Annotated in this window: 30 protein-coding genes, 1 tRNA gene and 2 pseudogenes; 15 read left to right on the top strand and 18 right to left on the bottom strand. The window is 36.3% G+C overall.

The genetic code is table 11. The features are described from left to right. Positions 1-73 precede the first annotated feature (73 nt). From tyrS to rsfS, 3 genes are read right to left on the bottom strand one after another with little or no spacing between them, the layout of a single operon-like run. The gene (gene tyrS, locus ACQH3L_RS00570) at positions 74-1324 is read right to left on the bottom strand and encodes a tyrosine--tRNA ligase (RefSeq protein WP_007548582.1); all 1251 of its coding nucleotides are present in this window, start codon (positions 1322-1324) and stop codon (positions 74-76) included. A gap of 1 nt (position 1325) precedes the next feature. Next, positions 1326-1565 (bottom strand): hypothetical protein, encoded by a 240-nt coding sequence (locus tag ACQH3L_RS00565; protein WP_010963049.1) that lies wholly within the window; start codon positions 1563-1565, stop codon positions 1326-1328. Beyond that, positions 1556-1873, bottom strand: a complete 318-nt coding sequence (rsfS, locus tag ACQH3L_RS00560) for a ribosome silencing factor (protein ID WP_006279567.1) — start codon at positions 1871-1873, stop codon at positions 1556-1558. Before rsfS ends, ACQH3L_RS00565 begins: the two co-directional genes overlap by 10 nt. A gap of 179 nt (positions 1874-2052) precedes the next feature. On the opposite strand from rsfS, the gene ACQH3L_RS00555 reads away from it, so the two are divergent. Genes ACQH3L_RS00555 through ACQH3L_RS00545 form a run of 3 tightly spaced genes read left to right on the top strand, consistent with a single transcriptional unit; the run spans position 2053 to position 3915 of the window. Beyond that, positions 2053-2670: an AAA family ATPase gene (locus ACQH3L_RS00555; RefSeq protein ID WP_425384836.1), complete on the top strand. Its 618-nt coding sequence runs from the start codon at positions 2053-2055 to the stop codon at positions 2668-2670. Positions 2671-2704: 34 nt separating this feature from the next. Further along, positions 2705-3151, top strand: a complete 447-nt coding sequence (locus tag ACQH3L_RS00550) for an RNA pyrophosphohydrolase (protein ID WP_007548581.1) — start codon at positions 2705-2707, stop codon at positions 3149-3151. Then, positions 3148-3915 carry a TatD family hydrolase gene (locus ACQH3L_RS00545; RefSeq protein WP_010082353.1) on the top strand — a complete coding sequence of 256 codons (768 nt, stop codon included), beginning with the start codon at positions 3148-3150 and terminating at the stop codon, positions 3913-3915. The genes ACQH3L_RS00550 and ACQH3L_RS00545 overlap by 4 nt, the downstream gene beginning before the upstream one ends. A gap of 27 nt (positions 3916-3942) precedes the next feature. Here ACQH3L_RS00545 and mdh read toward each other — a convergent pair whose 3' ends face one another. The 7 genes from mdh to ACQH3L_RS00510 are packed head-to-tail and all read right to left on the bottom strand — an operon-like array spanning position 3943 to position 7757. Continuing rightward, complete coding sequence (gene mdh / locus ACQH3L_RS00540; RefSeq protein WP_007548577.1) at positions 3943-4893, bottom strand: malate dehydrogenase; 951 nt, start codon at positions 4891-4893, stop codon at positions 3943-3945. Positions 4894-4896: 3 nt separating this feature from the next. After that, positions 4897-5469, bottom strand: coding sequence for an NADH-quinone oxidoreductase subunit C (locus ACQH3L_RS00535; RefSeq protein WP_425384835.1), 573 nt, complete (start codon positions 5467-5469; stop codon positions 4897-4899). After that, the gene (locus ACQH3L_RS00530; RefSeq protein ID WP_006279574.1) at positions 5462-5968 is read right to left on the bottom strand and encodes a NuoB/complex I 20 kDa subunit family protein; all 507 of its coding nucleotides are present in this window, start codon (positions 5966-5968) and stop codon (positions 5462-5464) included. The genes ACQH3L_RS00535 and ACQH3L_RS00530 overlap by 8 nt, the downstream gene beginning before the upstream one ends. Positions 5969-5971: 3 nt before the next feature. Then, positions 5972-6325, bottom strand: a complete 354-nt coding sequence (locus tag ACQH3L_RS00525) for an NADH-quinone oxidoreductase subunit A (RefSeq protein ID WP_006279576.1) — start codon at positions 6323-6325, stop codon at positions 5972-5974. Positions 6326-6343: 18 nt separating this feature from the next. Beyond that, on the bottom strand, positions 6344-6712 hold the full coding sequence (locus tag ACQH3L_RS00520) for an HIT domain-containing protein (protein ID WP_010082356.1): 369 nt from the start codon (positions 6710-6712) through the stop codon (positions 6344-6346). A gap of 3 nt (positions 6713-6715) precedes the next feature. After that, positions 6716-6973: a hypothetical protein gene (locus tag ACQH3L_RS00515; protein ID WP_010082357.1), complete on the bottom strand. Its 258-nt coding sequence runs from the start codon at positions 6971-6973 to the stop codon at positions 6716-6718. Positions 6974-6989: 16 nt separating this feature from the next. Beyond that, on the bottom strand, positions 6990-7757 hold the full coding sequence (locus ACQH3L_RS00510) for a hypothetical protein (RefSeq protein ID WP_070356981.1): 768 nt from the start codon (positions 7755-7757) through the stop codon (positions 6990-6992). A gap of 183 nt (positions 7758-7940) precedes the next feature. On the opposite strand from ACQH3L_RS00510, the gene ACQH3L_RS00505 reads away from it, so the two are divergent. Further along, on the top strand, positions 7941-9470 hold the full coding sequence (locus tag ACQH3L_RS00505) for a UDP-N-acetylmuramoyl-tripeptide--D-alanyl-D-alanine ligase (protein WP_022626416.1): 1530 nt from the start codon (positions 7941-7943) through the stop codon (positions 9468-9470). A 50-nt stretch (positions 9471-9520) separates the two neighbouring features. Next, positions 9521-10471 (top strand): complex I NDUFA9 subunit family protein, encoded by a 951-nt coding sequence (locus tag ACQH3L_RS00500; RefSeq protein ID WP_010082395.1) that lies wholly within the window; start codon positions 9521-9523, stop codon positions 10469-10471. Between the two features lie 8 nt (positions 10472-10479). Here the strand turns inward: ACQH3L_RS00500 and ACQH3L_RS00495 are convergent. Further along, positions 10480-10553: transfer RNA gene (locus ACQH3L_RS00495), tRNA-Arg, on the bottom strand. A gap of 985 nt (positions 10554-11538) precedes the next feature. On the opposite strand from ACQH3L_RS00495, the gene terL reads away from it, so the two are divergent. Next, positions 11539-12990: a phage terminase large subunit gene (gene terL, locus ACQH3L_RS00490; protein WP_208571654.1), complete on the top strand. Its 1452-nt coding sequence runs from the start codon at positions 11539-11541 to the stop codon at positions 12988-12990. Between the two features lie 271 nt (positions 12991-13261). Here terL and ACQH3L_RS00485 read toward each other — a convergent pair whose 3' ends face one another. Beyond that, entirely contained in the window at positions 13262-14311 is a 1050-nt protein-coding gene (locus ACQH3L_RS00485) for a class I SAM-dependent methyltransferase (protein WP_010962785.1), read from the bottom strand. Between the two features lie 101 nt (positions 14312-14412). Here ACQH3L_RS00485 and ACQH3L_RS00480 point away from each other — a divergent pair, with 101 nt between their 5' ends. Both ACQH3L_RS00480 and ACQH3L_RS00475 read left to right on the top strand, forming a co-directional pair. After that, positions 14413-14784, top strand: a complete 372-nt coding sequence (locus ACQH3L_RS00480) for a hypothetical protein (RefSeq protein ID WP_022626336.1) — start codon at positions 14413-14415, stop codon at positions 14782-14784. Then, positions 14785-15069, top strand: a complete 285-nt coding sequence (locus ACQH3L_RS00475) for a DUF2610 domain-containing protein (RefSeq protein WP_010962783.1) — start codon at positions 14785-14787, stop codon at positions 15067-15069. It abuts the gene before it with no gap. Between the two features lie 6 nt (positions 15070-15075). Here ACQH3L_RS00475 and dapD read toward each other — a convergent pair whose 3' ends face one another. Further along, positions 15076-15906 (bottom strand): 2,3,4,5-tetrahydropyridine-2,6-dicarboxylate N-succinyltransferase, encoded by an 831-nt coding sequence (gene dapD, locus ACQH3L_RS00470; protein WP_010962782.1) that lies wholly within the window; start codon positions 15904-15906, stop codon positions 15076-15078. Positions 15907-15979: 73 nt separating this feature from the next. Here dapD and ACQH3L_RS00465 point away from each other — a divergent pair, with 73 nt between their 5' ends. Both ACQH3L_RS00465 and rpe read left to right on the top strand, forming a co-directional pair. After that, positions 15980-16408, top strand: a complete 429-nt coding sequence (locus tag ACQH3L_RS00465; protein WP_010962781.1) for a zinc-ribbon domain-containing protein — start codon at positions 15980-15982, stop codon at positions 16406-16408. Between the two features lie 94 nt (positions 16409-16502). Further along, on the top strand, positions 16503-17180 hold the full coding sequence (gene rpe / locus ACQH3L_RS00460) for a ribulose-phosphate 3-epimerase (protein ID WP_038198978.1): 678 nt from the start codon (positions 16503-16505) through the stop codon (positions 17178-17180). A 146-nt stretch (positions 17181-17326) separates the two neighbouring features. Here the strand turns inward: rpe and tnpC are convergent. The 3 genes and pseudogenes from tnpC to ACQH3L_RS00445 form a co-directional block, all read right to left on the bottom strand. Beyond that, a pseudogene (gene tnpC / locus ACQH3L_RS00455) lies at positions 17327-18673 on the bottom strand (IS66 family transposase). Positions 18674-18785: 112 nt separating this feature from the next. Further along, positions 18786-19868, bottom strand: coding sequence for a bifunctional diaminohydroxyphosphoribosylaminopyrimidine deaminase/5-amino-6-(5-phosphoribosylamino)uracil reductase RibD (ribD, locus tag ACQH3L_RS00450; RefSeq protein WP_425384834.1), 1083 nt, complete (start codon positions 19866-19868; stop codon positions 18786-18788). Beyond that, positions 19868-21067: a deoxyguanosinetriphosphate triphosphohydrolase gene (locus ACQH3L_RS00445; RefSeq protein WP_070356885.1), complete on the bottom strand. Its 1200-nt coding sequence runs from the start codon at positions 21065-21067 to the stop codon at positions 19868-19870. The genes ribD and ACQH3L_RS00445 overlap by 1 nt, the downstream gene beginning before the upstream one ends. Before the next feature lie 47 nt (positions 21068-21114). On the opposite strand from ACQH3L_RS00445, the gene ACQH3L_RS00440 reads away from it, so the two are divergent. Together ACQH3L_RS00440 and ACQH3L_RS00435 are read left to right on the top strand one after the other, a co-directional pair. Next, positions 21115-21576: a HesB/IscA family protein gene (locus tag ACQH3L_RS00440; protein ID WP_010081891.1), complete on the top strand. Its 462-nt coding sequence runs from the start codon at positions 21115-21117 to the stop codon at positions 21574-21576. Positions 21577-21615: 39 nt separating this feature from the next. After that, on the top strand, positions 21616-22290 hold the full coding sequence (locus ACQH3L_RS00435) for an ABC transporter ATP-binding protein (RefSeq protein ID WP_010962776.1): 675 nt from the start codon (positions 21616-21618) through the stop codon (positions 22288-22290). 238 nt (positions 22291-22528) lie between these two features. Here ACQH3L_RS00435 and ACQH3L_RS00430 read toward each other — a convergent pair whose 3' ends face one another. After that, positions 22529-23227, bottom strand: coding sequence for an alpha/beta hydrolase (locus tag ACQH3L_RS00430; RefSeq protein ID WP_425384833.1), 699 nt, complete (start codon positions 23225-23227; stop codon positions 22529-22531). A 155-nt stretch (positions 23228-23382) separates the two neighbouring features. On the opposite strand from ACQH3L_RS00430, the gene ACQH3L_RS00425 reads away from it, so the two are divergent. Further along, complete coding sequence (locus tag ACQH3L_RS00425; protein WP_425384832.1) at positions 23383-24519, top strand: cysteine desulfurase family protein; 1137 nt, start codon at positions 23383-23385, stop codon at positions 24517-24519. Between the two features lie 528 nt (positions 24520-25047). Beyond that, positions 25048-25785 carry a WD_0702 family putative metalloprotease gene (locus ACQH3L_RS00420; protein WP_425384831.1) on the top strand — a complete coding sequence of 246 codons (738 nt, stop codon included), beginning with the start codon at positions 25048-25050 and terminating at the stop codon, positions 25783-25785. A gap of 39 nt (positions 25786-25824) precedes the next feature. Here the strand turns inward: ACQH3L_RS00420 and ACQH3L_RS00415 are convergent. Then, positions 25825-25926, bottom strand: a pseudogene (locus ACQH3L_RS00415) (WPE palindromic element domain-containing protein); the annotation flags it as partial. On the opposite strand from ACQH3L_RS00415, the gene ACQH3L_RS00410 reads away from it, so the two are divergent. After that, on the top strand, positions 25904-26068 hold the full coding sequence (locus tag ACQH3L_RS00410) for a hypothetical protein (RefSeq protein WP_022626335.1): 165 nt from the start codon (positions 25904-25906) through the stop codon (positions 26066-26068). The pseudogene ACQH3L_RS00415 and the gene ACQH3L_RS00410 overlap by 23 nt on opposite strands.

Genomic DNA, 26068 nt, shown 5'->3' with positions numbered 1-26068 from the left:
ATTCTCGAATTTTGAAAATTTGCTCCATATCTAATTTCTCACTTGTATAAAATTTGTTTTCTTACTTCGAGACCTAATCTACCACAACTTTTATATGGCGTTTCTTTCCTGCAGATAATTTTATAAATGGCTGATCTTTAAAGCTTTCGAAATTTATTACATGATCAATATTGTTTACAACATTATCATTAATCTTGCATCCGTTGCCCTGTATTAAACGCTTTGCAGCGCCTTTTGAAGGTTCAAAACCGGTGTCATGTAGTAGGTCTACTAAGGATATGCCGCTTGCAACTTGTTCTTTTTTTATGATGTAATCAGGAAGTAGTGAGCTATCTTCATTCTCAAAAGCAGAAATTGCAGCAAATTGTGCAAGTTCCGCTTCTTTGTCACCATGACATATTTTTGTCACTTCTGTTGCCAAGACCTTTTTTGCTTCATTTATTTCTTGATCCTTTAAAGACTCTAATTTTCTAATCTCATCAATTGGCACATCAGTGAGCAATCTTAAAAAACGTCCAACATCTTGATCATCAACGTTGCGAAAATATTGCCAGTAGTCGTAAGGCTTTAGCATATTATCATCAAGCCACACTGCTCCACTTTCAGTTTTGCCCATTTTTTTTCCTTGTGCATTTAATAAAAGAGGCATGGTAAGGCCAAATAGCTCAGGTAAATTCAACTTTTTTCCAAGTTCAATTCCGTTTACTATATTTCCCCACTGGTCTGACCCTCCAATCTGCAGACGACAATCATATTTTTTGTTTAATTCAATAAAGTCGTAAGCTTGCAATAGCATGTAATTAAATTCTAGAAAGCTTAAGGTTTGCTCTCTATCCAGCCTGGTTTTCACACTATCAAAACTTAGCATACGATTTACAGAAAAATAAGCTCCTATATCACGCAAAAAATCTATGTATTTTATGTTATCCAACCAATCTGCGTTATTTACTATCATTGCACCAGTCTTGCTGTCATTAAAAGACACCATTTTCTCTAATATTCTCCTTATACTGGATGTATTTTGATTGATGTTCTCTACAGGCAAGATGCTTCTTGCTTTATCTTTGAAGGATGGGTCACCAATTTTTGTTGTGCCACCTCCAAGTAAGACTATCGGCTTATAACCAAATTTTTGTAGGTGACAGAGCATCATAATCTGAATTAGGTGACCAGCATGAAGACTTGGTGCTGTGCAATCAAACCCAATGTATGCAACTATATAATTGCTCTGCAATAATAATTGATCTAGTCCTTCAATGTTTGTGCATTGGTATAGGTACCCTCTTTCTTGGATGAAATTTAAAAATTCAGATGCGTGTTTCATTTTATAAACCCCAGTCTATCCTGTCATTAATGCCGAAGGTAACCCTAATAGAGAAGCCAGTGCCCAGACACTGGAACTTAATTATAAACAAGCACACTATACAACGTTTCCGATGAAATTGCATGAAAAACTGGATTCCAGTGTCAGCTACTTTCATGACACCACTACCTGTGCAGGAGTTGCCTTCAAAATTACAACGTTTGTGCAGTTGTGCACCAGCTATCCAGGCAATCAGTTCCATAACTCTTCTATTTTATAATACTCCCTTACTTCCGGCCTGAATATGTGAACCATTATGCCTTGAAAATTCAAAACTACCCAATTGCCTTCATCCATACCTTCTACATCTATTTTATCATGTGGCTTGAGGCTTTTTATTACGTGCTCAGCTAAAGCTTTAACGTGACGGCTTGAATCACCAGATGCAATAATCATATATTTTGCAATAACGGTTTTATTCTGCACATCAAAAGTTACTATATCATGACCTTTATTTTGATCTATTATCTCTTCAATTGTACTTCTTATCGATTCCATATCGCTAAGCATTGTTTACAGGTTATATGATTCATTTATAATTATATACTCAAAATTTCTAAATATGAACTATTTTCAACGCAACTACTTGTTAAAGGTATTACCTGCATCTATTTTATCATCATGTTTTTAGCATGTACAATGTATATACTTTTTATATAATTGAAAATAGCTTTTTACTAGTATTCATTATGGGCAAGACTCTCATCTACTTAATCGGCTTTCCAGGCAGTGGTAAGTTTACTACTGCAAAGGAACTGTGTAAAATCATTGGTGCAGTAATAGTAAGCAATAATCTATTCAATAATATTATATTTGATATTGTTAAATTACAAAACGCTGAAGTTCCAGATGACCTATGGGAAAAAATTTTTGCAGTTAGGGAAAATGTATTAGCAATACTGGAAAAACACTACGTAAAATCAAAACATTATATATTGACAAATGAATTGATAGAGGGTGATCCCTATGACCAAAGATTATATAACTCAGTGGTAAATTTAAGTAAAAAAATGGACATGGAAATTTTTTCTGTAGTATTACATTGTAATAATGAAAAACTAGTAAGACGTGTCCAATCAGAAGAGAGATATCAGGAAAATAAAATTACTGATCCGGATTTTGCTATAAAGAAAATTGAAGGGAAAAGGCTATTTATACCTGAGGGTTCGCTTGAAATTGATAACTCGAACTTGAGTGCAAAGGAAGTTGCAAAGAAAATTGTTGAAGAGATGAAGAAAGAAAAAAATGGAAAATTAATTAAAACTTCTGTAACAAATCATTTAAAAACAGAGCGTACTCGTGGTTGAGCAGAAAGATAAGTACCGTCCTTGTGTTGGCATAATGCTATTTAACAGACAAGGACATGCCTTTATTGGAAAACGCTTTGATAGCGATTCTTACTGGCAGATGCCACAAGGAGGTGTTGATGATGGTGAGGAACTGGAACAAGCAGCGTTACGTGAGTTGCTAGAGGAGGTTGGTACTAATAAAGTAAAGGTTATAACTAAAAGCAAGGATTGGATATACTACAACTTGCCTGAAGAAGTTATACCAATATGCTGGAATGGAAAATATTCTGGTCAAAAGCAAAGGTGGTTCTTAATGAAGTTTTGCGGAGAGGATGAGGACATTGATATTAATTATACTGGTCATCCAGAGTTCAAAGAGTGGCGTTGGCAAGGTATAGATAGTTTAGTAGCCAGTGCTATATCATTTAAAAAAGAAGTTTATAAAACAGTGATAGAAGAGTTTTCTTCTATAATAAAAGCCTCAACAATAAGCTCATGATAGTAGATTCTCATTGCCACTTGATTTATTTTTCTGACGATGAAATACCAAAAGTAATTTCAAGGGCAGAGCAAAATGGTGTAAAGGTTTTGCATAACATATGCGTAAGCATTGACGATGTTCCTAAGTTATTAAAAATTTCTTCATCCTATGATCAGGTCTACTCCTCTGTTGGTATACATCCGCTTGATGCTGCTATAGAAAACGGTGAGTGTATACATGTTGATGAATTAGTTGAATTTACCAAGAACCAAAAGGTAATTAGTATCGGTGAAACCGGGTTAGATTTTTATAAATCTGACAACAAAGACAATCAGAAAAAAAGTTTTGCATTACATATAGAAGCGTCAAGAATAACTGGACTACCTTTAGTTATTCACACAAGAAGCGCTGATAATGAGATGATCGATATGTTAAGGTCAGAAATGAAAGCCGGTGCTTTTAGTGGAGTAATGCACTGCTTTGCTTCCTCTAAAGAACTTGCTTATCAATCTATAGATTTGGGGTTATATATTTCATTTTCTGGAATTATTACTTTTAAAAATGCGAGCTTACTCAGAGAAATTGCACAAAATGTACCACGCGAGCGTGTTTTAGTCGAAACTGATGCACCATATCTATCACCTGAGCCTTATAGGGGAAAAAAGAATGAACCAGCAATGGTGAAATACGTTGTTGATTGTTTGGCAGAGTTGTGGAATGAGTCACCAGAACAAGTAGCGAAGGTAACCACAAGCAACTTTTTTAGGCTGTTTGAGCTATAAAGAAGCTCTATAAAACCATTAATTTGCTTACGAACCTAAAGATTTCACCAGCTCTCTCACCGAGTTTACAGACTTATTAAACATTTCTTGTTCACTATCATTCATTTTAACTTCTAGGATCTTTTCAATTCCGTTTTTTCCAATAATTACAGGAACACCAATAAACAACTCTTCTACACCATATTCACCATTAAGGTAAGCAGCACATGGTAATATGCGCCTCTTATCTTTTAAATATGATTCTAACATGCATATAGCTGAAGATGCAGGAGCGTAGTATGCAGATCCAGACTTAAGCAGATCAACTATTTCTTTACCGCCATTGCGAGTGCGTTCAACTATTTCATCGACTTTTTTCTGTGTGATAAGACCCATATCGATAATTTGAGTAAGTGGAACTCCAGCAACTGAAGCACAATTGATTAGTGGTACCATAGTGTCGCCATGTCCTCCAAGCACAAAAGCAGATATATCTTCAACTGAGATATTTAACTCACTTGCAAGAAAGTAACGAAAACGGGAAGAATCAAGCACTCCTGCCATGCCAACAATCATATTAGTTGGAAGGTTTGAAAATTTATGCACCACTGAAACCATAGCATCCAAAGGGTTGGTAACCACTATTACAAACGCGTTTGGAGAATATTTTTTAATATTTTCGCCAACCTCCTTCATTACTTTAGCATTGGTTTGCAGGAGGTCATCCCTGCTCATTCCAGGTTTTCTAGCGATGCCAGCGGTTATTATAATTGCATCGGAGTTTTTTATATCTTCATACCTATTTGTGCCAGTAATATTGACATTAAATCCATCAATAGGGGATGATTCTGCTATGTCGAGTGCTTTACCTTGTGGTATTCCATCACTAATATCAAGTAAAACAACATCACCGAGTTCCCTTAGTGCAATCATATGGGTGAGAGTTCCACCGATATTTCCTGCACCGATTAAAGATATTTTTTTTCTTTGTACTGTCATTTTCTACTCCTTTGTATTTACTTTTATGGTTTTACCTTCCCAAGGCGATAAGCTATCAAACATACGAAAATCTTGCGGTAAATCTATAGGATTATACACAACCCTTTTTGTCTCTATATCATATCTTACTTCCTCATAACCAGTGAGAGGGAAATCTTTTAACATTGGATGACCTTTGAATCCATAGTCTGTTAGAATCCTACGCAAATCAGGGTGATCAGAAAACTCTATTCCATACATATCAAACACTTCACGCTCAAACCACAAAGCCGTACTAAATATCTTCGCTACACTTGGAGGCATGTCGCTTTCACATAACTGAAGCTTTATGTGTACTCTAATATTATGCACAATGCTGAGTAGATTGTATATTAGCTCGAAACGCTTCTCTCTATTTGGATAGTCAACCCCAAAAATATCAACTAATAGTTCAAACCTACACTTTTCATCATCACGTAGAAAGAATAGGTACTTTTCAATTTCATCTAAAGTTGAATATATTACAATAATGCCATCATCTTTTTGAATGCACTCGCATTTGGTCTTTTTTTGTATATACTTTGCAGTTTTATCCATTCCGAGTCCGTTTTATTTTGTTTTGTAGGCATAGCATTCCATATAGCAACGCCTCAGCGGTTGGTGGGCATCCAGGGACATACACGTCAACTGGCACAATTCTATCACAGCCTCGGACTACTGAATAAGAGTAATGGTAATAACCACCACCATTTGCACAACTTCCCATGGAAATAACATACTTCGGGTCTGCCATTTGATCATAAACCTTGCGCAATGCTGCTGCCATTTTATTAGTTAGTGTGCCAGCAACAATCATCACATCTGATTGACGTGGGCTTGCACGAAACATTATACCATATCTATCAAGATCATAACGGCTGGATGCAGTATGCATCATCTCAACTGCGCAACATGCAAGACCAAATGTCATTGGCCACAATGAACCAGACCTTGCCCAATTCATTACATAATCTGTTAAATCACCAAATTTAGTGACAAGAAACCCTTCTTTTTTATAACGACCCCAGTCATCATTAGATAGAATTTGATTTGTCATAAACTACTCCCACTCTAATGCACCTTTACACCATTCATAGATAAAACCTATAGTGAGTATTGCAAGAAATACCATCATAGACCAAAATCCACCATAGCTTATCTTAGATAAAGAAACAGCCCAAGGAAAAAGAAAAGCAATTTCTAAGTCAAATATTATAAATAATATTGAAACTAGGTAAAATTTAATGTCAAAATTTTTCCTTGCACTGGATAGTGGATTGAAGCCACACTCATATGTGGAAAGCTTTTCACCATCTGGCTTACTCACTGCAAGAAACATAGGCAATATACCTAAAGCAAAAGATACTACAATTGATACGCAGATAAAGATTACTATGGTTAAATATTCGCTCATTTAACAAAACATATAACACTATGAGTTTACATGCTTTCCTAACTTTTTACCACCTAAAATATGCACGTGAAAGTGTGGTACAACCTGCTCTCCATTTTCACCGTAGTTAGTGACTAATCTATATCCTGTTTTTTCTAGATTATATTTGTGTGCTATCTCTCTTACAGTTTTGAAGAAATCCGCTATTTCCTCTTCAGGAGCTTTTAGAATGAAATCATCATATGAAATATATTGATTTTTTGATATAACTAAAATATGAACTGGTGCGTCAGGGTACTTATCATGAAAAGCTAGTACATTTTCATTTTCATGTACCTTCTCACAAGGTAACTCACCTCTTAATATTTGAGCAAAGATGTTATCGCTATCATAAACTTCATTGCTCATATTTTAAGAGCGACCTTTCCCTCTTTCTTCGTTTTTCTCTACATTAGGTGTAGATAGTGGTTTTATCGCATCACCAGAAGCATCTTCAAGATTTAAAGAGCTTACAAGTTCCCTTACTTTTACCATGTCCTGCTGTTCTTTCAAAAAGGGTTCTATTCCACTTACCCTTTTTCCAGTAATAACTCCTGGTTGTAAGTGATACATATCCCCAGGAACAGTTAGACTATGATGTCTTTCCTCTATTTTTTTAGCTTCACTCATAATACTCCCCTATAACTTATTTTTGCATTCCACAACTTTGCGACTTACCTGCTTTTATAGCTTCTTGCGCCCATTTTTTCTCACCTGAAGCTATAGTTTCTGAAGGCTGACCAACATCAGACTTCACAACTTTGTCTGATGACTGCTTTTGATTATCATATTCCTTATACAATTTTTCTGCAATACCATACAGCAATTTTAAGTCTGTGTGAACTTTAAATTCTCCACCAGTAATTTTTGCTAGATCTTTAAGGTTACCGTCAACTTTTTGTTTAATTTCTTCAATAGCAAGCTTTTTTATCTCCTCTGGACTCTTTCCTTTATATTTAATGTCTTCAATTATTTTTTTAACATCAACTTCAATTACAATTTTATTTTCTTCTTTAAAGATAGTTACATTTGGCAGGTTTTGCTTTATTTCACCTAATCGTTCTGGCGTCAAATAGGGTATATCCCCTGTCAGAGTCCTTGATGCTAAAAAAGTTACCTTTCCTGTTCCTTTCTTTTGCTCCATTATTTGGACACCAAGATCCTCACTAGCTTGTGTGGTTTCTATAGGTGGATCATATTCTTCAAGTGGGTTGCCAATAATAGAACGTCCGCCATTTTTTATGTCGTGCCGCATTTCATCCCAGGACTTAAACCAATTCTTTGGCCATATAGGGTACACTGCACCCTTGACTAGAACTTTTACACCTCTACCCAGAAAACTTCCTACTCCCGAAGCTGCATTACCAACTTTAGCTAGTATAGAAGTAGATTTTTCATTTTTTCCTGTGAACATATATACCTCCAAGGTACTTTCTACAACTAAATACATTTTAATTATAGACGAAAAAATTTAAACTTCTATATCCATTATAAGATAGAATTATAGGGATTGCAACCATTATTTGCACATTGTCTAAAACATGTAGTATTTTCGCTACTTTTATTGTTCAATTTATTATAAAGAATACTCTAAATTATGTTTAAATGGAACACAAATAATATCATTGATGCAACTGGCGGAAGAGACGTAAATGGTTGTAATTGGATACATAGCTCAAATATTTCAACGGACACAAGAAGCATAAAAAAAGGTGATTTATTTATTGCCCTCAAGGGAAAGAATTTTGATGGCCATAATTTTTTGCATGAAGCGTTTTTAAAAGGGGCTATCGCTGCAATAGTGAGTGAGGGTAAATATAAAAGTTTCCCTCTCATTATTGTACAAGATACCCTGAAAGCTTTGCACGATATGGCATCATATTACATTAGAAATGTTCTTATTGATGCTAAAGTTATTGCAGTTACAGGCAGTGTCGGAAAAACCACTACAAAGGATATGCTACACACTGTTTTATCGCAATATGGAGTGTCCCATGCAAACGAAGGTAACTTAAATAATAATATAGGATTGCCTTTGACAATTCTGAAAGCTCCAAAAAACTGCCAGTACTTAATTCTTGAAATGGGAATGAATAAAGCTGGTGAAATAAAAGAATTATCAAAAATTAGTAATCCGAATATTGCAGTTATTACCAACATCGAACCTGCACATACTGAAAATTTTTCATCACTATTTGACGTTGCACAAGCGAAGTTAGAAATTCTGTATGGTATGAAAAATAACGGTACTTTGGTTTTAAGCAGAGATAATAAATATTATGATTATCTCTCATCACACGCCAATAGAAATGTAATAAGCTTCGGTAAAGATAAAAATGCTGAAGTTTGTTTACTAAACTTAATAAGAAACGATGAATCTTCTGTCATTTCAGCACTATCTTCTGTCATCCCAGTGCTTGACTACTTGGATCCAGGAAGTTCAATTGCAAATGAGCATATCAGACGGTTGTATAATAAAGACTGGATTCCAGCGTCACGCGCTGGAATGACATCAAACCGAGTTGCTAATAGATTAAGTTTAAAAATCAGGCTGAGTGATAATCAAATTATAAACTGTAATTTACGTGTACAAGGTGAGCATTTTGCTTATTCGCTACTTGCTGTTGCAGCAGTTGTGCAAAGCCTCGGACTTGATTTATCAAAATTACCACTTGCACTTAAGAATTTTAGTGTAGCGAAAGGTAGAGGCAATATTCATAAGGTCAAATGCAATAAAAAATATATACATTTAATTGATGACTCCTATAACGCCAGCCCTGCTTCGATGAAAACTGCAATAAAAACTTTGAGTACATATTCTAATCAGAGAAAAGTAGCTTTGCTTGGTGATATGTTGGAACTTGGTGATGAAAGCATAGAGTTTCATACAGATTTGGTTAAGATTATCACAGAAAATAATATAGATAAAGTTTATACAGTTGGTAAATTTATGTTAGAATTGCATGAGCTTTTGCCAGATAATATAAGAGGCACGCATTTTAATGATTCTAATCAATTGAAAAGTGATTTAGCTAACATTATTCAGAATAATGACGCAATTCTAGTTAAAGGCTCACGAGGAATGAAAATGGATCTTATTGTACGGGAATTCGTAATAAAATATTAAGCGAAATCATTGTATTAATTTACAGTAACAAATTATTAGGAACTTTAATTGTGACAAAACGTGTAATTATTTTTGGTGGAACGGGGTTTATAGGGAAACACATCGTAAGACGCTTGGCAGCAGAAGGATATTTAATAAAGATATTCACTCGTAATCAGGAAAAAGCTGCTTGTTTAAAATTGTGTGGCAATTTAGGACAAATATCAATATTTAAAGGCGATTTTTTTGATGAAAAATCAGTTCTGGATGGTATGGAAGAATGTGATGTAGCTATAAACTTAGTGGGAATATTATATGAAGCAAAAAAGCACGATTTTTACGCTGTTCACGTTAAAATAGCTGAAAGGATAGCAAAAGCTGCAAAAATGAAAAATGTACCTATGATGATACATTTTTCTGCTATGGGAATAGAAAATAGCAAGTTGTCAAAATATGCCAAAAGTAAATTGGAAGGTGAAAAAGCTGTAACTTCAGCATTTCAAAAAGCAATAATAATTAGGCCAAGCCTTGTATTTGGTAAAGAAGACAACTTCTTTAATAAATTTGCAAGATTAGCAACTATTCTTCCTTTCTTACCACTAATTGGCAATGGAACAACTAAATTTCAGCCAATATGTGTAACAGACTTAGCTGAAGTGGTATATCGTATTATCAGTTTTAATAAGCAAGACAAGAAAATTTATAACATGGGTGGACCAAAGGTTTACTCTTTCAAAAGCTTATTGAAGTTTATTCTGAATGTTACTAACAGAAAGTGTTTGTTGATCAATGTATCTTTTCCAATGGCAAAGTTAATAGCTTTCTTTTTAGAAAATAAAATTATTTCTATGCTGCTAAAACCAATAACCGGAGATACGAACCCTATGCTTACTCAAGATCAGGTGAAAGTTATGATGAATAGTTCAATCGAAAAGTCAGTTGACCTTGAAACAATGAAGGTTCGACCATTAGCAATTGAAAATGTGGTGCCAGAGTACTTGAAGATTTATAGAAAGTATTGATAAAAGAGTGTGCCCGGTGGGATTCGAACCTACGACCCACAGCTTAGAAGGCTGTTGCTCTATCCAGCTGAGCTACGGGCACACAACATATATAAAATGCTTCTTAGTACAAGTGAAGTCAAGTACTTCGTGTGAATATGATGTTTATCTTGCGACACCTTGTCATTGCAGTTGTGTGTCGCGCGCTGCCAAAATTGGATGCGAGAAGTCTATTTATTTTAGAAAATATTATATAGAAACTTACTTGACACCCTTCGCCAGCGCCCTTATCATGATAGTGAAGCTATTGTATTTGCTTTTGCCAATCTGCAGATTAAAAGGTAAGGATTACTTAATGTATCGGCGTCTTATGTTCAATTTTTTGCAGTATATAGATACTGTATGTCTTTACAAAACTTCATCTACATCTAGATTTTTATCTAAATAAGCTGAACGCGCTTATAAAGCGTTACAAGACATCAAAAAATGCCAATACTCGACAGAGATAGTAAAAGACTAGCTAACTCGGGGATTCTTTGTCTTTTTTTCTGCTTAGTAAATTTCTTAAACATTTGCAGCGTAAGTTAGTTGCAATTAAAAGCGGCTGAATCTCGCTTGTCAAGCGTTTAAAACATAAAAAACGCCAATATTTTAAAGCGGATAATAACCACGGGGCTTCTTTTGCCTTTTTTTTCATTTGGTAAATTTCTTAATGTTTATGGCTAAACGACAACCGTCATCCCGCTGCTTGTTAGCGGGATCTCTTGTTAGCGGCTGAGATACCGCGAATGAATCGCGGTATGACGGTGTAATGATGGTTAAGTATCCCGCTGCTTGTTAGCGGGATCTATGTTAAGGTATAGTAGGGGGATCTATGTTAAGAGATACCGCGAATGAATCGCGGTATGACGGTGTAATGATGGTTAAGTATCCCGCTACGTGTTAGCGGGATCTATGTTAAGGTATAGTAGGGGATCTATGTTAAGAGATACCGCGAATGAATCGCGGTATGACGGTTAAGTAGGGTGTCATTCCAGTGCTCCTTTTTTTGTCATCCCAGCGTCACGCGTTGGTTTCAACATTATATCATGAACTTTCTAAAATTCATTGAACTGTGCTTTCAAACGGTAGTGCCGGGGTGTGAGTATAACGATTATCAGTATATAAAAGTCATAGCAGACAGGCTGGAAGCAGCGAGCGCTGGTGAAGTGAAACGAATAATATTCAATATGCCTCCGCGCTCGATGAAGTCCATGTGCATAAGCGTTGCGTGGCCCGCATGGATACTGGGAAACCAACCAACTGCGAGAATAATAGTTGCAAGTTATTCTCAGCGGCTCAGCGAAAAGCACTCGCTCGACACCAGGTGCGTGATGCAGTCTAGTTGGTATAGAGCGCTATTTCCAGAGATAGAACTATCCAAAGACCAGAATACCAAATATAAATTTCAAACAGTGCAGAGAGGATACAGAATCGCAACATCAGTTGGTGGAACACTAACTGGTGAAGGTGGTGATTTTATCATTGTGGACGATCCGCTCAGTTCTGCTCAAGCTTTGAGTGAAACGCTTAGAAAGCGTGCCACAAACTGGTTTGATCAGACTTTAGTAACCAGGCTGAACGATAGAAAAAAAGGAGTCATCGTTCTTGTAATGCACAGGCTACACCAGGAGGACTTAACTGGACACCTTCTCTCCAAGCCAAAAAACATATGGCATCATATTTGTTTGCCAATGATTTCTGAAAATAAGCAGGTTATTTATTCAATCAAAAAGCCAATGCCTCCCGTTCCTGTCATCCGAGTAGCTCAGCACTGTGCGACCAGGCGATTATATAATAAACCAGCGTCACCTGTAAGGATATTATATTCAAGAGAAGAAGGTCAGTTGTTATATCCCCTCGATGGAGGAAAAGAAGAAGTTGAGATAATAAAAGCTGAACTTGGGAGTTACGCTTTTGCTGCTCAATATCAACAAAACCCTCTGCCGCTTTCAAGTGGTATAATTAAACCAGAGTGGTTGAAACGCTATAAAAAATTTCCTGATAATCTCTCGCATATAACACAAAGTTGGGATACTGCGGTTTCAACAAGTAACATGAGCAACTTTAGTGTCTGCACCACCTGGGCAAAAATAGATAATAAATTCTATTTACTCGACGTATATCGCGCAAAGCTTGAGTATCCAAAGCTTAAAGAACAGGTTTTGTCACTAGCTGCAAGATGGACGCCACACGCAATTTTAATCGAAGCAAAAACAAGTGGTCAACAATTGGTGCAAGAGCTAAAGACAAACAGTGATTTACCGATTATTGAAATAGTGCCACATGATGACAAGCTCACTCGATTTCATCAAATTGTTCCGATTATAGAGTCTGGCAAGGTTTTTCTGCCACATCAAGCAGTATGGCTGAACGATTTTGAGTATGAGATTTTAATGTTTCCTGAAACGCGCCACGACGACCAAGTGGACAGTACCGTGCAATATTTGCAGTGGGTGAGAAACAGTACCTCCAGGGTTGCAGCTATACGAGCATTGTGATTTGAGTCTACCAGTACTGGGATGACAGCTAGGAGACAACCGTCATCCCGCTACTTATTAGCGGCTGAGATACCGCAGCGGTATGACGGTTCGCGGCGGCATGACGATAAGCTCGTCATCCCGCTTTGTTAGCGGCTGGGATACCGCGAATGAATCGCGGTATGACGGTTCGCGGCGGCATGACAATAAGCTCGTCATTCCGCTACTCGTTAGCGGAATCTATGCTGAGATATCGCGGCGGTATGATGTAGGGAAACCTTTCTTGGGTTAGCTATATCAATAGCATTGCTTTAAAAAGAGTGCCCATATTTTCAGTCAACCTTAAGAATTCACTAAAGATCCTATTCTTTTGTTCATCACTTGCGCTTTTCATTAAAGCCTGGGTTCTTTCTTTTATGCCAAAAAGATATAAAAATTCCCTTTGAGTTAAAATCTCACAATCTACATGCTTTAATGGATCTCTTAACGCTTGAAAGTTCACAAGTGCGGTAATATCACTATTACCAACATTCTCAAGAAAATTAGCATACTTATGTTGTTTTATCGATTGCAAAGTGCTCTTATATGCGGGGTATACATAACCGTAATCTACAATCAAAGCAGCTCCTTTATTATTATATATCTTCTTCTCAAGTTTTTTTAATATTTCAACCCCAACTGAACATATTTCCACCACTGCACCATTAAAAAATTTTCCATTTGTCATCTGAGTAGCTGACACTGGAATCCATGATTCTTTTTTTCTGGATTCCAGTGTCACGCACTGGCATGACACCAAGAGACTGCCATCATCTTGTTTTGTCACCATATTTTCATACCACCCCTCATCATGATATACAAACTGATCTATCGGAAGAGCGTCAAAGAACTCATTTGCTAAAAAAATGGTTGGTTGTTCTGGTAGGTTGTCAATATTTTTGTGCCAATTAACATCTAAGCTTTTTAATTTTTCCTTTTGTATCTTCCGTAAAGTAGGGCTTATTTCAACTAAGTGGATCAACATTGAATTAAAAAAGCTGCTGTATTTTTTAGTGACTCTTATTATATCGTGAATGAGTGTTCCTTTGCCTGGCCCAAGTTCAACTAGAGAAAATTTTGATGGCTTTCCTAATTTTTCCCATGTATGCATTATCCAAACTGCAATTACTTCACCAAATAATTGGCTGATCTCAGGTGCGGTAGTAAAATCACCATCCTTACCAAGCGGTAATTTACTTGTATAATAGCCGTATTTTTCATGGTACAAAACGGCATTCATGAAATCACTGATGGATATTGATCCTTGACTTTTGTCAATTAATTCGTGTATATAAGTGAGCATGTTATTAATAAATGTTTAACTATAGCGTGCCATAATATAAAATAGTAGAGTATTTATATATATAGTATAAACTTAAGTTTGTGAGTAATAGTGCTTCAGTTATGGACGACAAAAACACCGATTATGTTGCCCTTATACCTCAAGATGATAGTATTGAATACAAATTTGAAGAAGCTGTCAATTTTATAGAAAACAAGGTTATAAATGCTGATGGGCTAACTTTAGCGGAAGTGTTTCAAGTGCTAGTTCAAATGCTAAATGGTGATCTAGAATTGGTAAAAAAAGTACTAGCATGTGCTAATATTATGGCAAAGCATGGAATGAAGGTAGCAAAAGAGTCGCAATTAAGCAGAGCTGATGTTCGCCGAGCTTTGGAAGGTAGAGAAAGTGTTGTCAATAGACAAGATTTTATAAAGAAACCACCTCTTCCACCTGCTATAAAATCGACCAAAAAGAAAAGTAGAGGTCTTTAAATGGCCGAATCTATAAAAAAATTTACTGTACAATGTGACTTCAAAGGGCAAAGTTCACCTTTTGCAATATATATAGGAAATCCAAAAAGCGATGCTCATCCAATTCATCATCAAGATTCCTGGCTTGTAAAAGAACGTGGAGGGAATATCCCTAATAAAGTAAAAGAAAGTCTACAAAAATTATATAAACTATCTCAAGAAAATGGAGTCTCTTTCTCAGAGTTATGCGCGTATGCCATTACTGTGGTTAGTAATAATGATAAAAAAAGTGACGACAAGGAGTAAGATAGTTTAATCCCTCAATATTTCATTTATAGAGATTTTCGATCTCGTCTTTTCATCCACTTTTTTTACTATGACTGCACAATAGGTTGAAATATTATTTTTAGATGGAATAGACCCTGGTACCACTACAGAATAAGGTGGCACTTCGCCGTAAAATACCTTGCTAGTTTCTCTATCAATAATCTTTGTTGATGCCCCAATAAACACGCCTATGCCAAGGACTGATCCTTCTCTCACTACCACACCCTCGGCCACTTCGCTACGTGCTCCAATAAAGCAATTATCTTCTATAATGACAGGTGAAGCTTGAATAGGCTCAAGAACTCCACCTATTCCCACTCCACCAGAAATATGACAGTTTTTTCCTATTTGCGCACAGCTACCAATCGTTGACCAGGTATCTATCATTGTTCCTGAATCAACATATGCACCAACGTTGATAAAACTTGGCATTAGAACAACATTTGTACCTATATAAGCAGATCGGCGAACAAAACACCCAGGAACTGCTCTAATTTTTAACCGGCGAAATTTCTCCTCATTCCATTCACTAAACTTGTTACCGATCTTATCAAACCAGCAATTGGTATTATCTATTATTTTATTTTCTTCGGTGAGAAAATGTAATAATATTGCTTGCTTTATCCACTTATGTACTACCCATTCTCCACTTGATAGCTTTTCTGCTACTCTAATTTTGCCACTATCAAGGAGCTCAATTACCTCTTTAATTGCTATTCTTGCTGTTTTCTTTAGATTACAGTCATTAAATTTTTCTCTATTTTTCCAAATATCTTTTATCTCACTCTGTGTTTTTTTTAGTTGCAAACCTTCCATTTGTTATATATATATTGATATTAAATTTGTAGCTCGTATCATTTGGGCTTGTTACTACTTATATGTAAGTGCTATGAAAATACAATGTAATAGTTGTACTAAAACTTACTTAGTATCTCCTAAGCAAATTGGCGCGTCTGGAAGAAAGGTAAAATGTACGAACTGCAATCACATATGGCATGAATATCTAGAAGAAGTGTCAAACAAATCGCACTCTGCTAATATACAGGAAAAAAAAGTTAGTGGAAGGAATTTTTTACAAAATCTAGCATTTACCACTCTAGCTTTTGCAACAGCTACAGGGTTATGCGTCGTAATTGCTAACGGCATCTTTCCTAGAGAGATGAACAAAGCATACAAAACGATCAGTTTATACAAGGATTCAATAAGCTATAAATTAGGGTACAAAAAAGAACAAACAGAAAGTCCAAATGTAAAAAAACTTGCTGTAAATAAGTTTTATCAAGACTACCTTTTTTTATCTAATTTAAGATCTAGTTAAATAGGCATACCGATATCGGTCTCTAGCTACTCAGATGGTGCTTAGGGTGACAGAGTTTTGAAAATAAGTTATTTTTTAGCAAAAAAGGCAGCTCATGAGTATTAAAATTGCACCTTCTATACTTTCAGCAGATTTTGCAAAATTAGGGGAAGAAGTAAGAAAAATTAGCGATTTAGGTGTGGATTACATACACATAGACGTTATGGATGGGAATTTCGTTCCAAATATTACAATTGGTCCTAGCGTTGTTTCTGCAATACGTAAATATAGCAATCTTCCTTTTGATGTGCATTTAATGGTCAAATCTCCTGGTAACCACATTGAAAGCTTTATAAATGCTGGTGCTGATATTATCACTGTACATGCAGAAGCAGAGACACACCTTGAGAGGTTGATAAGAAAGATAAAGTCATACAAAAATGTAAACGACGAAAAAAAACCGATTCAAGTTGGAGTTTCAATTGTTCCTTCAACTTCTCCAAGTGTGCTTGAATATATAATACATGAGCTAGATATTGTGCTGATTATGACAGTCAACCCTGGCTTTGGAGGGCAGGAATTCATTCATTCACAGTTGAACAAGATATCTACTATAAAAAAAATGATACAAGAGCGTAACCTTAAAACACAAATTTCAGTAGATGGTGGAATTAACTTTTTTAACGCAGCTGATATAATAAAAGCAGGTGCAGATATTTTAGTTGCGGGATCGGCGATATTCAAGGCTGAAGATATTAAGAAGGCCATAAACTATCTTAAAAATCCATCGTAGTAATCCTATATAGCTAAAGTGGCTTAGGTTTACCTACAATTTGAAAAACAACAAATTCGTCATTCCGCTACTCGTTAGCGGAATCTATGCTGAGATACCGCGGCGGTATGACGTAGAAAAACCTTTCTTGGGTTGTATCCGTTCAGCTAAGCGGTGTGAGAGATGATAGATAAGAGGTTTTGGAAAGGATTGAGACCCCTTTGTTTCCATGTCAAGTATAATGAAATTATCCGTTCAAGTTCCCCACTTCGATTGGGTAAAATATGAATTTTTGCGATAAACGACATAATGCCGTATCTGCTGTTCAGCATGGTTGTTTGTCAGCGGAATGTTTTCTGGGTCATCTAAAAATTTCCACATCATTCTTTCAGATTTCAAAATATTCTTTGCAACTCGAGAAGCTCCAATTGCTTCAGGTAAACGGCTTCAAGTAATACCTTGTACGTTTTCGCAACTTTCTGGCACGTCTGGTAAATCTAAAAACATCTATCTCATTTTTTAGCAAGGCCTTTTTTAGTGCAAATAATTCAGTGGCTACGTTTCTTAAGTAACAGCCCAGAACTTTAACTTCAACTATGTGCTAATCTTTCAAAATCTCTTGATAAATGTGCCCAACAGATTTGCCTATTCTTATCGGCAAAGTAGTTGTATACTGCGTACCTGTCGTAAGCTATTGCGATTGCAGAACTTACTATTTTGTAAAACCTTCATTCCTCTTGACTCTGTCAATTTTATAAAACTTGCTGTATTACTGGCAAACATCCAGCACCAACCAAGTTTACCTTTGTTATAATGGCTCGTTTCATCGATATGCAGAACTTCACTTTTACTTACTTCTTGCTCGATTTGCTCATATGCTTCTTGGCATTTTTCTGCAACTCTAGCCTCGCTATTTGACACGCTACCAACACTGATGTCCAGGTTGAAAATATTTTTTATAATATTTGCTACTTCTCTTTTCGAGTTCTTGTAAAATCCGCTCAGCGCCGCAATTGTTGACTTAACTTTTGGACCAAATGTATCCGCAGTAACACCTTCTGGTAGCCTGCTACTTTTTCTTTTTCCACACTTGCAACAGCGGCCATTGGTATTCCACAACATAAGCTGGCAAATCAACTTTTTGATGAATGTATGGCTCTTTCGATATCGCAATTTCTCCTCCGCACTCGCAAGAACTCTATTTTCACCACTTCATCTGCTTCCATTTTAGGGCGATACTTTCCTTCATGCCCAATCTGTGCCCCTATTTTCCTGTCACTTTTTTTCTTTTTCTTCTTTAGCTTGTATAACTCTTTTGAGCTCGGTATCGATGAATTTTGTGAATTCAGACCTAGTCTTTCTTTCAATTCAGCATTTTCGATTCTTAGCGCCTTATTCTCAGATCTAAAATTTTCGTTTTCTATCTCTAACCTCTTTATCTCTGCTTTTAGTTGCTCTATCTCTATTTTAAAGCTTTCACAGAGCTTGAGAAGACTAGCTAGTAGATCAGACATATTTACCACACATACTACTTGTGATATTATGTTTTTAGCACTCCTTGTCTACTTTTTATTTTACCGCTCCGCTGAACGGATACCTTTTTTTTACTGTTTGAGTATGTAAGGATTATGACGACCTATCCCAAACCTCAACTATATCCTCACTAAACTCTATTATCTTTGTTTTTTTAAACTGATAACAGTTGTTAATGAATTGAATCCCTAAATCTCCTACAAAAGGAGTGGCATCATTGCCTAAAATTTTACCACTGCGGCATATTATCAACCTGTCGATTAAATTACACTTTAATAGTTCTGTGATTAACACTCCTCCACCTTCAACTAATAATCTTGTTATACCAATTTCTGAAACAAGTTTTAATGCCATGTCCTTTAGGCAAACCTTACCTGCGTTGCTTGAATTAACTACTAAGTAGTTAATGTTTTTTATTTTTTTCTCTACTTCTTTATTTGTGATGACCCAAGTTATTACTTTGTCTGCAGTCTTTGCAATGTTATGCTCTTCCTTTAATCTCCCTTGACTATCTATAATTAGCCTTATTGGCGATCTACTTCCGAGTCCTGGTAATCTGCAAGTTAAGAGTGGATCATCATTAATAAGAGTATTGCTGCCAATCATAATTGCATCATATTTCGTTCTGAGCTCATGCACCCAGTTTCTCGTATTTTCACTTGTTATCCATTTGCTATCGCCTGTAAATGTTGCGATTTTTCCGTCAAGAGTTGTTGCGACTTTGCAAGCTATAAATGGTCTATGTAATTCTTTAGTGGTGAAAAAACCGACATTCAGTTCTTTTGCCTCTTTTTGCATAATACCTTGCTCAACTTCAATTCCTGCTTCTTTCAGAGCTTTCATGCCTCTGCCTGAAACTTTACTATCTGGGTCAATAGTTGCAATTACTACTCTTTTTATGCTAGCTTTTATGATTTTTGCAGTGCAAGGCCCCGTGACTCCGTGATGACAACATGGCTCAAGAGTGATATATATAGTTGCGCCATGAGTTGAATCTTTAGCGTTTTGCAAAGCGACTACCTCCGCATGCGGACGCCCACCAATCCCTGTGTATCCCTCACTAACAATTGTACCATCCTTTACAATAATACACCCGACAGCAGGATTTGGTGCAACATTTCCAAGATTTTTTTCTGCAAGCCTTAATGCAATTGACATGAAATGATCATCAGTCATTAGAAAGAAGTCATTTCGTATGAGGTATCAAAAATTCTTCTGTGCTCGTGTATAGCAAATCTATCTGTCATACCTGAGATATAGTCACATATTATTACTGAACGCTGAGATTCACAAGCGAGTTTGCTCCACTCTGTGGGAAGTAATCCTGGGTTTTCATAAAAACATTGAAAGAGTTCCTGTATTATGCGTTTTGCTTTGTTCATCGTTCTACTCAGTTTATAGCTTCTGTATATTTTCTCCATGTTGAATCTTTTCATTTCTTTTGTAGCATTCGCAACTTCTGGTGAAAATGTGACTAGCATTTTATTTAGACTTCTTACGTCTTCTACGCTTTTTATTTTGTGATCTTCAATATTTCTTTCAGTCTGAGAAACAACATCACTTATCATAGTTCCTATAGTTCCACTCAGTGATTCATGTATGAGTTTGCTCTGAGGCAATTCTGAATATCTGCTCCTTATGTCTTTAAACATTTTTTCAATTAAAGGAACATTCAGCAAATCTTCGATGGTTACTAAATTCGCCCTGAGTGCATCATCAAGATCGTGAACACTGTAAGCAATATCATCGGCAATTGAAGCAACTTGCGCTTCAATGCTTGAAAATTCTTCAAGTTTTAGATCATATTTTTTGTTGTATTCTAATAACAGCTGATTATTTGTAGAAGACTCCGCGTTTTGACCAAGCAAGGGACCGTTATGTTTTGCAACTCCTTCAATCACCTCCCAACTTAGATTCATACCATCAAAATCAGCATGTTTTTGTTCGAGGTAAGTTAAAATCCTTATAGCTTGAACATTATGATCAAACTCATACTTCTCGTTATCAAGATTCAAATCTTGAACTGATTTCTTTAGAGCATCTTCACCTGCATGACCAAATGGAGGATGACCAAGATCATGTGCGAGCGCTATGCATTCAGTGATATCCTCATTTAAGCCAAGTCTACGCGCAATGGACCTTGCAATTTGTGCAACTTCAAGGCTATGAGTAAGCCGAGTGCGATAGTAGTCGTGCTCATAATTGATAAAAACTTGTGTTTTGTACTCCAATTTTCTAAACGCATTAGAGTGAATGATACGGTCCCTATCACGCTGAAAGCAGCTGCGATTCTCATCTTCTGGCTCTTTGAAGTATCTCCCTTTTGTTTTGCTTGGAAAACATGCATAATTTAATAGAAAGTTATTGTTTGACATGTAAAATTTCTACTATAATAAGTTATCAATAATAAACGGTGGTTACTATGTCAACAAATTACAACATCAACTTAACTGATAATGCACTAAAAAAAATCCACTCTCTTGCAGAGCAGGAAGGGGATAAGAGTTCCATTTTACGGGTTGCAGTTTCAGGTGGTGGATGTTCTGGCTTCAAATACAATTTTCTTATGGATCAAATGAATAAAAATCTATCTTTGGATGATGAAGACGATGATTACGATGATGAGTTTGATGACGAAGACGAAGATGATGACTATGAAGAAAGTGAGGACTATAGAAGCCACTCCAGTTTTAGCGAAAAAGGTAAAGATATAGTAATTAATGATGAAAATGGAAACCCTGTATTAATGGTTGATAATTGTTCAGCAAAATTTTTAAATAACTCAGTTATAGATTATACTGAGGATCTCAGTGGTTCTGGTTTTCAAATAAAGAATGCCTTTGCTAAGTCTCAATGTGGTTGTGGTAACAGTTTTTCGGTTTAATTATTACTAAAACTTAGATGCCTTCTGGATCTTTTAAACATGGGTGGTAATGTAGCACTAGAACTAACTTCCGTAGATAAAAGCTTCAAGAACAATTCTGCTGTTGTAAAGGATATCAACTTAAGTGTCACAAGAGGGCAAGTAGTAGCGCTGATTGGCGATTCAGGTGCAGGGAAAACAACTATATTGCAAATCGCAGGCTTGTTGGACAAGCCAACTTCAGGTATAGTTACGATAGATGGAATAAATTGCACACAAGCCAGTAATAAGCATAAAACTCATGTAAGAAGAAATTTTCTTAGTTTTGTTTATCAATTTCACTATTTGTTACAAGAGTTATCGGTGTTGGAAAATATTATGCTTCCTCAACTCATTGCAGGAAAAAGCAAAGCTGAAGCAAAAAAAAATTCGCAAGCAATGTTGGAAAAATTTGGTCTGGAAAACAAAGCAAGTAGCATGGTATCTGAAGTTTCGGGTGGGGAAAGGCAGAGAGTTGCAATTGCAAGAAGCATTGTAAATTCTCCAAAGCTTTTACTTGCAGATGAGCCAACAGGAAACTTAGATCCAACAAATTCTTTTAACGTGTTTTTACTGCTACATTCATACGTAAAGGAAAATAACAGCTCTATGCTTATAGTAACACACAATCATCTCCTTGCAGAAAAGGCAGACTGCATTTTCCAATTGAGAGATCGATCATTAGTGAAGTTGTGAATAGGAAAAATAGCACAATTTCTATGCCTTATACTTATCTAACCAATGATCATTAACAGAGTACAACTCGCATGAAATGCTTTCATTGCTTTTTATACACGGACTTTTTAACTTACGCTGTTTACTTAGGGAACACCCCGATAACATAAACACAGCTAAAACAAAAAATAATAGCTTTTTAAACATAACAAAACCTTTTCATTTATATTACTACACTCATTTCTCTTGTTTGTAAAGATTAGGCATATTCTTTTACCCTTACCTCTTTTTTGACCTTTTGAAAAGAAATAGTTGCACTATTCAAGCGCAGTTTTATATAATTGTCCACGATTTGAGTCACTTCCTCTTCTTTATTCTTTAGAAAGTGATTAGTATCATCTATTGTATAGTAGTTCATGTGATCACTTCTTACTGAATTTATCAACCTTTTTGCTAATTCTGTTACATCGCTTTCTTCTGAGATTGTATCATTACTGCTTTGTATTATAAGCCCAGAAACTGGACAGGGAGAAAGAAAAGAAAAATCGTACTTAGTTACCGGAAGAGAAAGAGCAATAAAACCCACTATCTCAGGGCGGCGCATTGTTAGCTGCATAGCCACCCATGCTCCAAAAGAAAAACCAGCTATCCAAATTGGAACATTGCTAGGATTATGTTCCTGAAGCCAATCAATGGCTACCGCAGCGTCAGTTAATTCTCCTATACCCTTATCAAAAGTTCCGGTAGATTTTCCCACACCACGAAAGTTAATTTTCAATGCAGAAAAATTGTTATCGATAAAAGACGTATATGTACTATGTACAATTTTACTATCCATATTACCACCATATTGAGGATGATGATGTAAAACCAGCACAACCGGCGCGTTGGCATCTTTGCTTTGGTGGTATTCACCTTCTATCTTTCTTGTTGCATTATTCAAAAAAACTTCAACCATGGTAACCCCTAATAAGAACCCGCTTGACAGGTATTAATGACGTGAGTTATTAATTATGTATTAATTTCGCTGTTTTTGCAATAAATTTTTTATCGTGTTAAAGCTAACGTACATAGTTATGGCTATAGTTGATGGTAAACTTATTTAAGTGACAGATGAGTCCATTCTCTTTAGAAAATAGTGGTTGCGTATATGCTGATTACAATGCAACTGCTCCAATTAGTGAAAATGTAAAAAAAAGTATATTTGAGGTCTTGTTAAAACAAACGCTCAATCCATCATCACTACATAAAAGAGGACAAGAAGCGAGGAAGATTCTTCAGGATGCAAGAGATAACGTACGTGGTGCTATTGGCGTCTCAAGTGATAAAGAAATAGTTTTTACGTCTGGTGCAACTGAAGCGAATAACCTTGTTCTGAGAGGAATAGCAGGCTACCTGCATATAATTTCAGCTATAGAGCATCCTTCAATTCTTAATTCTGCATGTAATCCATATATAATACCTGTTAATCAGGAGGGCATTGTTGACTTTTTAGAGCTAGAAAAAATTCTAAGCGAACTTAAAGGAAACAAAGCAATAGTTTCAGTTATGATGGCAAATAACGAAACCGGAGTTATTCAACCTATTGAGGAAATAGCTGAAATAGCCCACAAATTTGGAGCAATTTGCCACACTGACACTGCTCAAAGTGTTGGGAAAATTAAAGTTAATATGGAAGATTTAGGAGTGGATTTACTCACTTTATCCGCCCATAAATTTGGCGGTGTAGCAGGCAGTGGAGTTTTAATATTCAATAAAGAACTTGCGATAGAACCTATTATAATAGGTGGTGGACAAGAGAAGGGATTTCGTGGTGGTACGGAAAATATTGTTGCGATTGCAGGCCTTTCTGCTGCACTGCAAAATATTCCAGACCTTCTATCAAAAATGGATGAAGTAAAGGAGCTACGTGATCAATTAGAGTGTGAATTATTAAATCTTGCCAGTGACATAAGAATCTTCGGTAAAAACTCTAAGAGGCTGCCAAACACAAGTTTTATTTATATGCCAGGAGTAAAGAGTGATGTGCAGCTTATGCATTTTGACTTGAATCATATTGCAGTTAGTAATGGCTCCGCATGTTCTTCTGGAAAAGTTGAGCCTTCCCATGTTTTGCTTGCAATGGGGGCAACAAAAGAGCAAGCAGAGTGTTCAATTAGAATCAGTATAGGTCCAGAAACTAAACCACAAGACATAAAAAAAATAGTGGATTGTTGGTATAATATCTACAAGCAGAACACCTTGGTATAGATAATACGTGGTATCATGCAGGCACTGGCCGAGCATTAGATGTAAAAAATTACTTTACAACCCCGCGGTATCTCTAGATCCCGCTAACAAGCAGCGGGATGACGGTTGTTAGGCTAGCTGTCATCCAAGTAGCTGACACTGGTTCCTTTATGACGGCAGTGCCCCTATGGTGTCATTCCAGTGTCCTGACTACTTGGATCTAGCAAGCTTTGCTTGCAAATAAGTCTAATACGTGTCGCGTTTTATGCCAAAACACAATTGGAGTTACATGCAAAATAGATCCCAGACTGGGATGACAAAAAAAGAGCACTGGAATGACACCATTTGCTGTGCAATTTACCTTCAAAAATGAATGTTCGTACAGCTATGGATTCATTCGCGGTATCTCACCATAGATCCCGCTGACAAGCAGCGGTATGACGGTTATCAGTAAACATGAATTACTTTAGCTATGCAATCAGGCTTCCTAAAAACACTTTGTAGCCAATCAATTCTTGAGTATAAAAAGAATTCCTTTAATAATAAGGTATGCTAATCAGGAATTTAATAAAACAAGCAACTCAAGTAGGAAGCAGTGAAAATGCAATACGGTATGTCGAATATCTCTATCAATTTGAGAAGTTTAGAAACACATTAAACCTCACTTTATCACTAATAAAGCAAAACAGGCTCTCATTTGAAATATACCAAGAGGGATTAGTGGATATGGAAGGGGGAGTGTGTAAGACAATCAGGTCTTCCAGTGTAAATAGATATGTTATTGTACTGAGGAAGTCAAACCCATACATTATAGTGCATGAACTTTCACACATGGTTGAAAATGAACTGAACTTAAGTTTGGAACAGGAATTTCTCCATAAAGTTTACCAGGATATTGAGCAGAACCTAAAGCAAGCAAATATTCTTGTGCAGAAAATTATCGGCCAAGTTATATTTAAGGAGATACAGGCTTATCAAACTGCAAAATCACGTGCATCTGAATTATTTGCACGCTATTTTGAGCTATTTGCTTGGGCGCAGGAGGTTTACCCTAAAGATAAAGAATACTTAATCCGCACTCAAGACTTAAACAAAGTGTTCCTTGCTACTGGCCAATGGAAAAAGAGCTACCTTGATTCACAAATGATGGAGAGAATAGATAAGGAAATCAAGGAATACAGCAATAAAACTGCCACTAAAGACGTAACCAAAGTGCAAAGCAGTTGGACTAATAAATTTTCTCCTGGGGGCAAAAAAATTAGCTCTATATTTGGAGATGATGATTAGCTTATAGTGCAGGTTTTCCTACGTCATGCCGCCGCGAACCGTCATACCGCGATTCATTCTTTTGGTGTACGAACATTGCAATTTGCAGGTAATTTGAGTAGTAGATGGTGTCATTCCAGTGCTTGACACTGGAATCCAGGAATTTGGATTGGGCACTAAGTTGGTGAGCATAAAAGTGGCTGATCTTATGTTAAAACACAACGTTCTTGATGAGATTACGGCAAGGCTGGATTCCAGTGTCAAGCACTGGAATGACACCATTTGCTGTGCAGTTTACCTTTAA

Origin of the sequence: Wolbachia endosymbiont (group A) of Sturmia bella (assembly GCF_964030905.1) — a bacterium.
In the GTDB taxonomy this organism is placed as follows: domain Bacteria; phylum Pseudomonadota; class Alphaproteobacteria; order Rickettsiales; family Anaplasmataceae; genus Wolbachia; species Wolbachia pipientis.
This window is presented reverse-complemented; position numbering and strand designations above follow the sequence as displayed.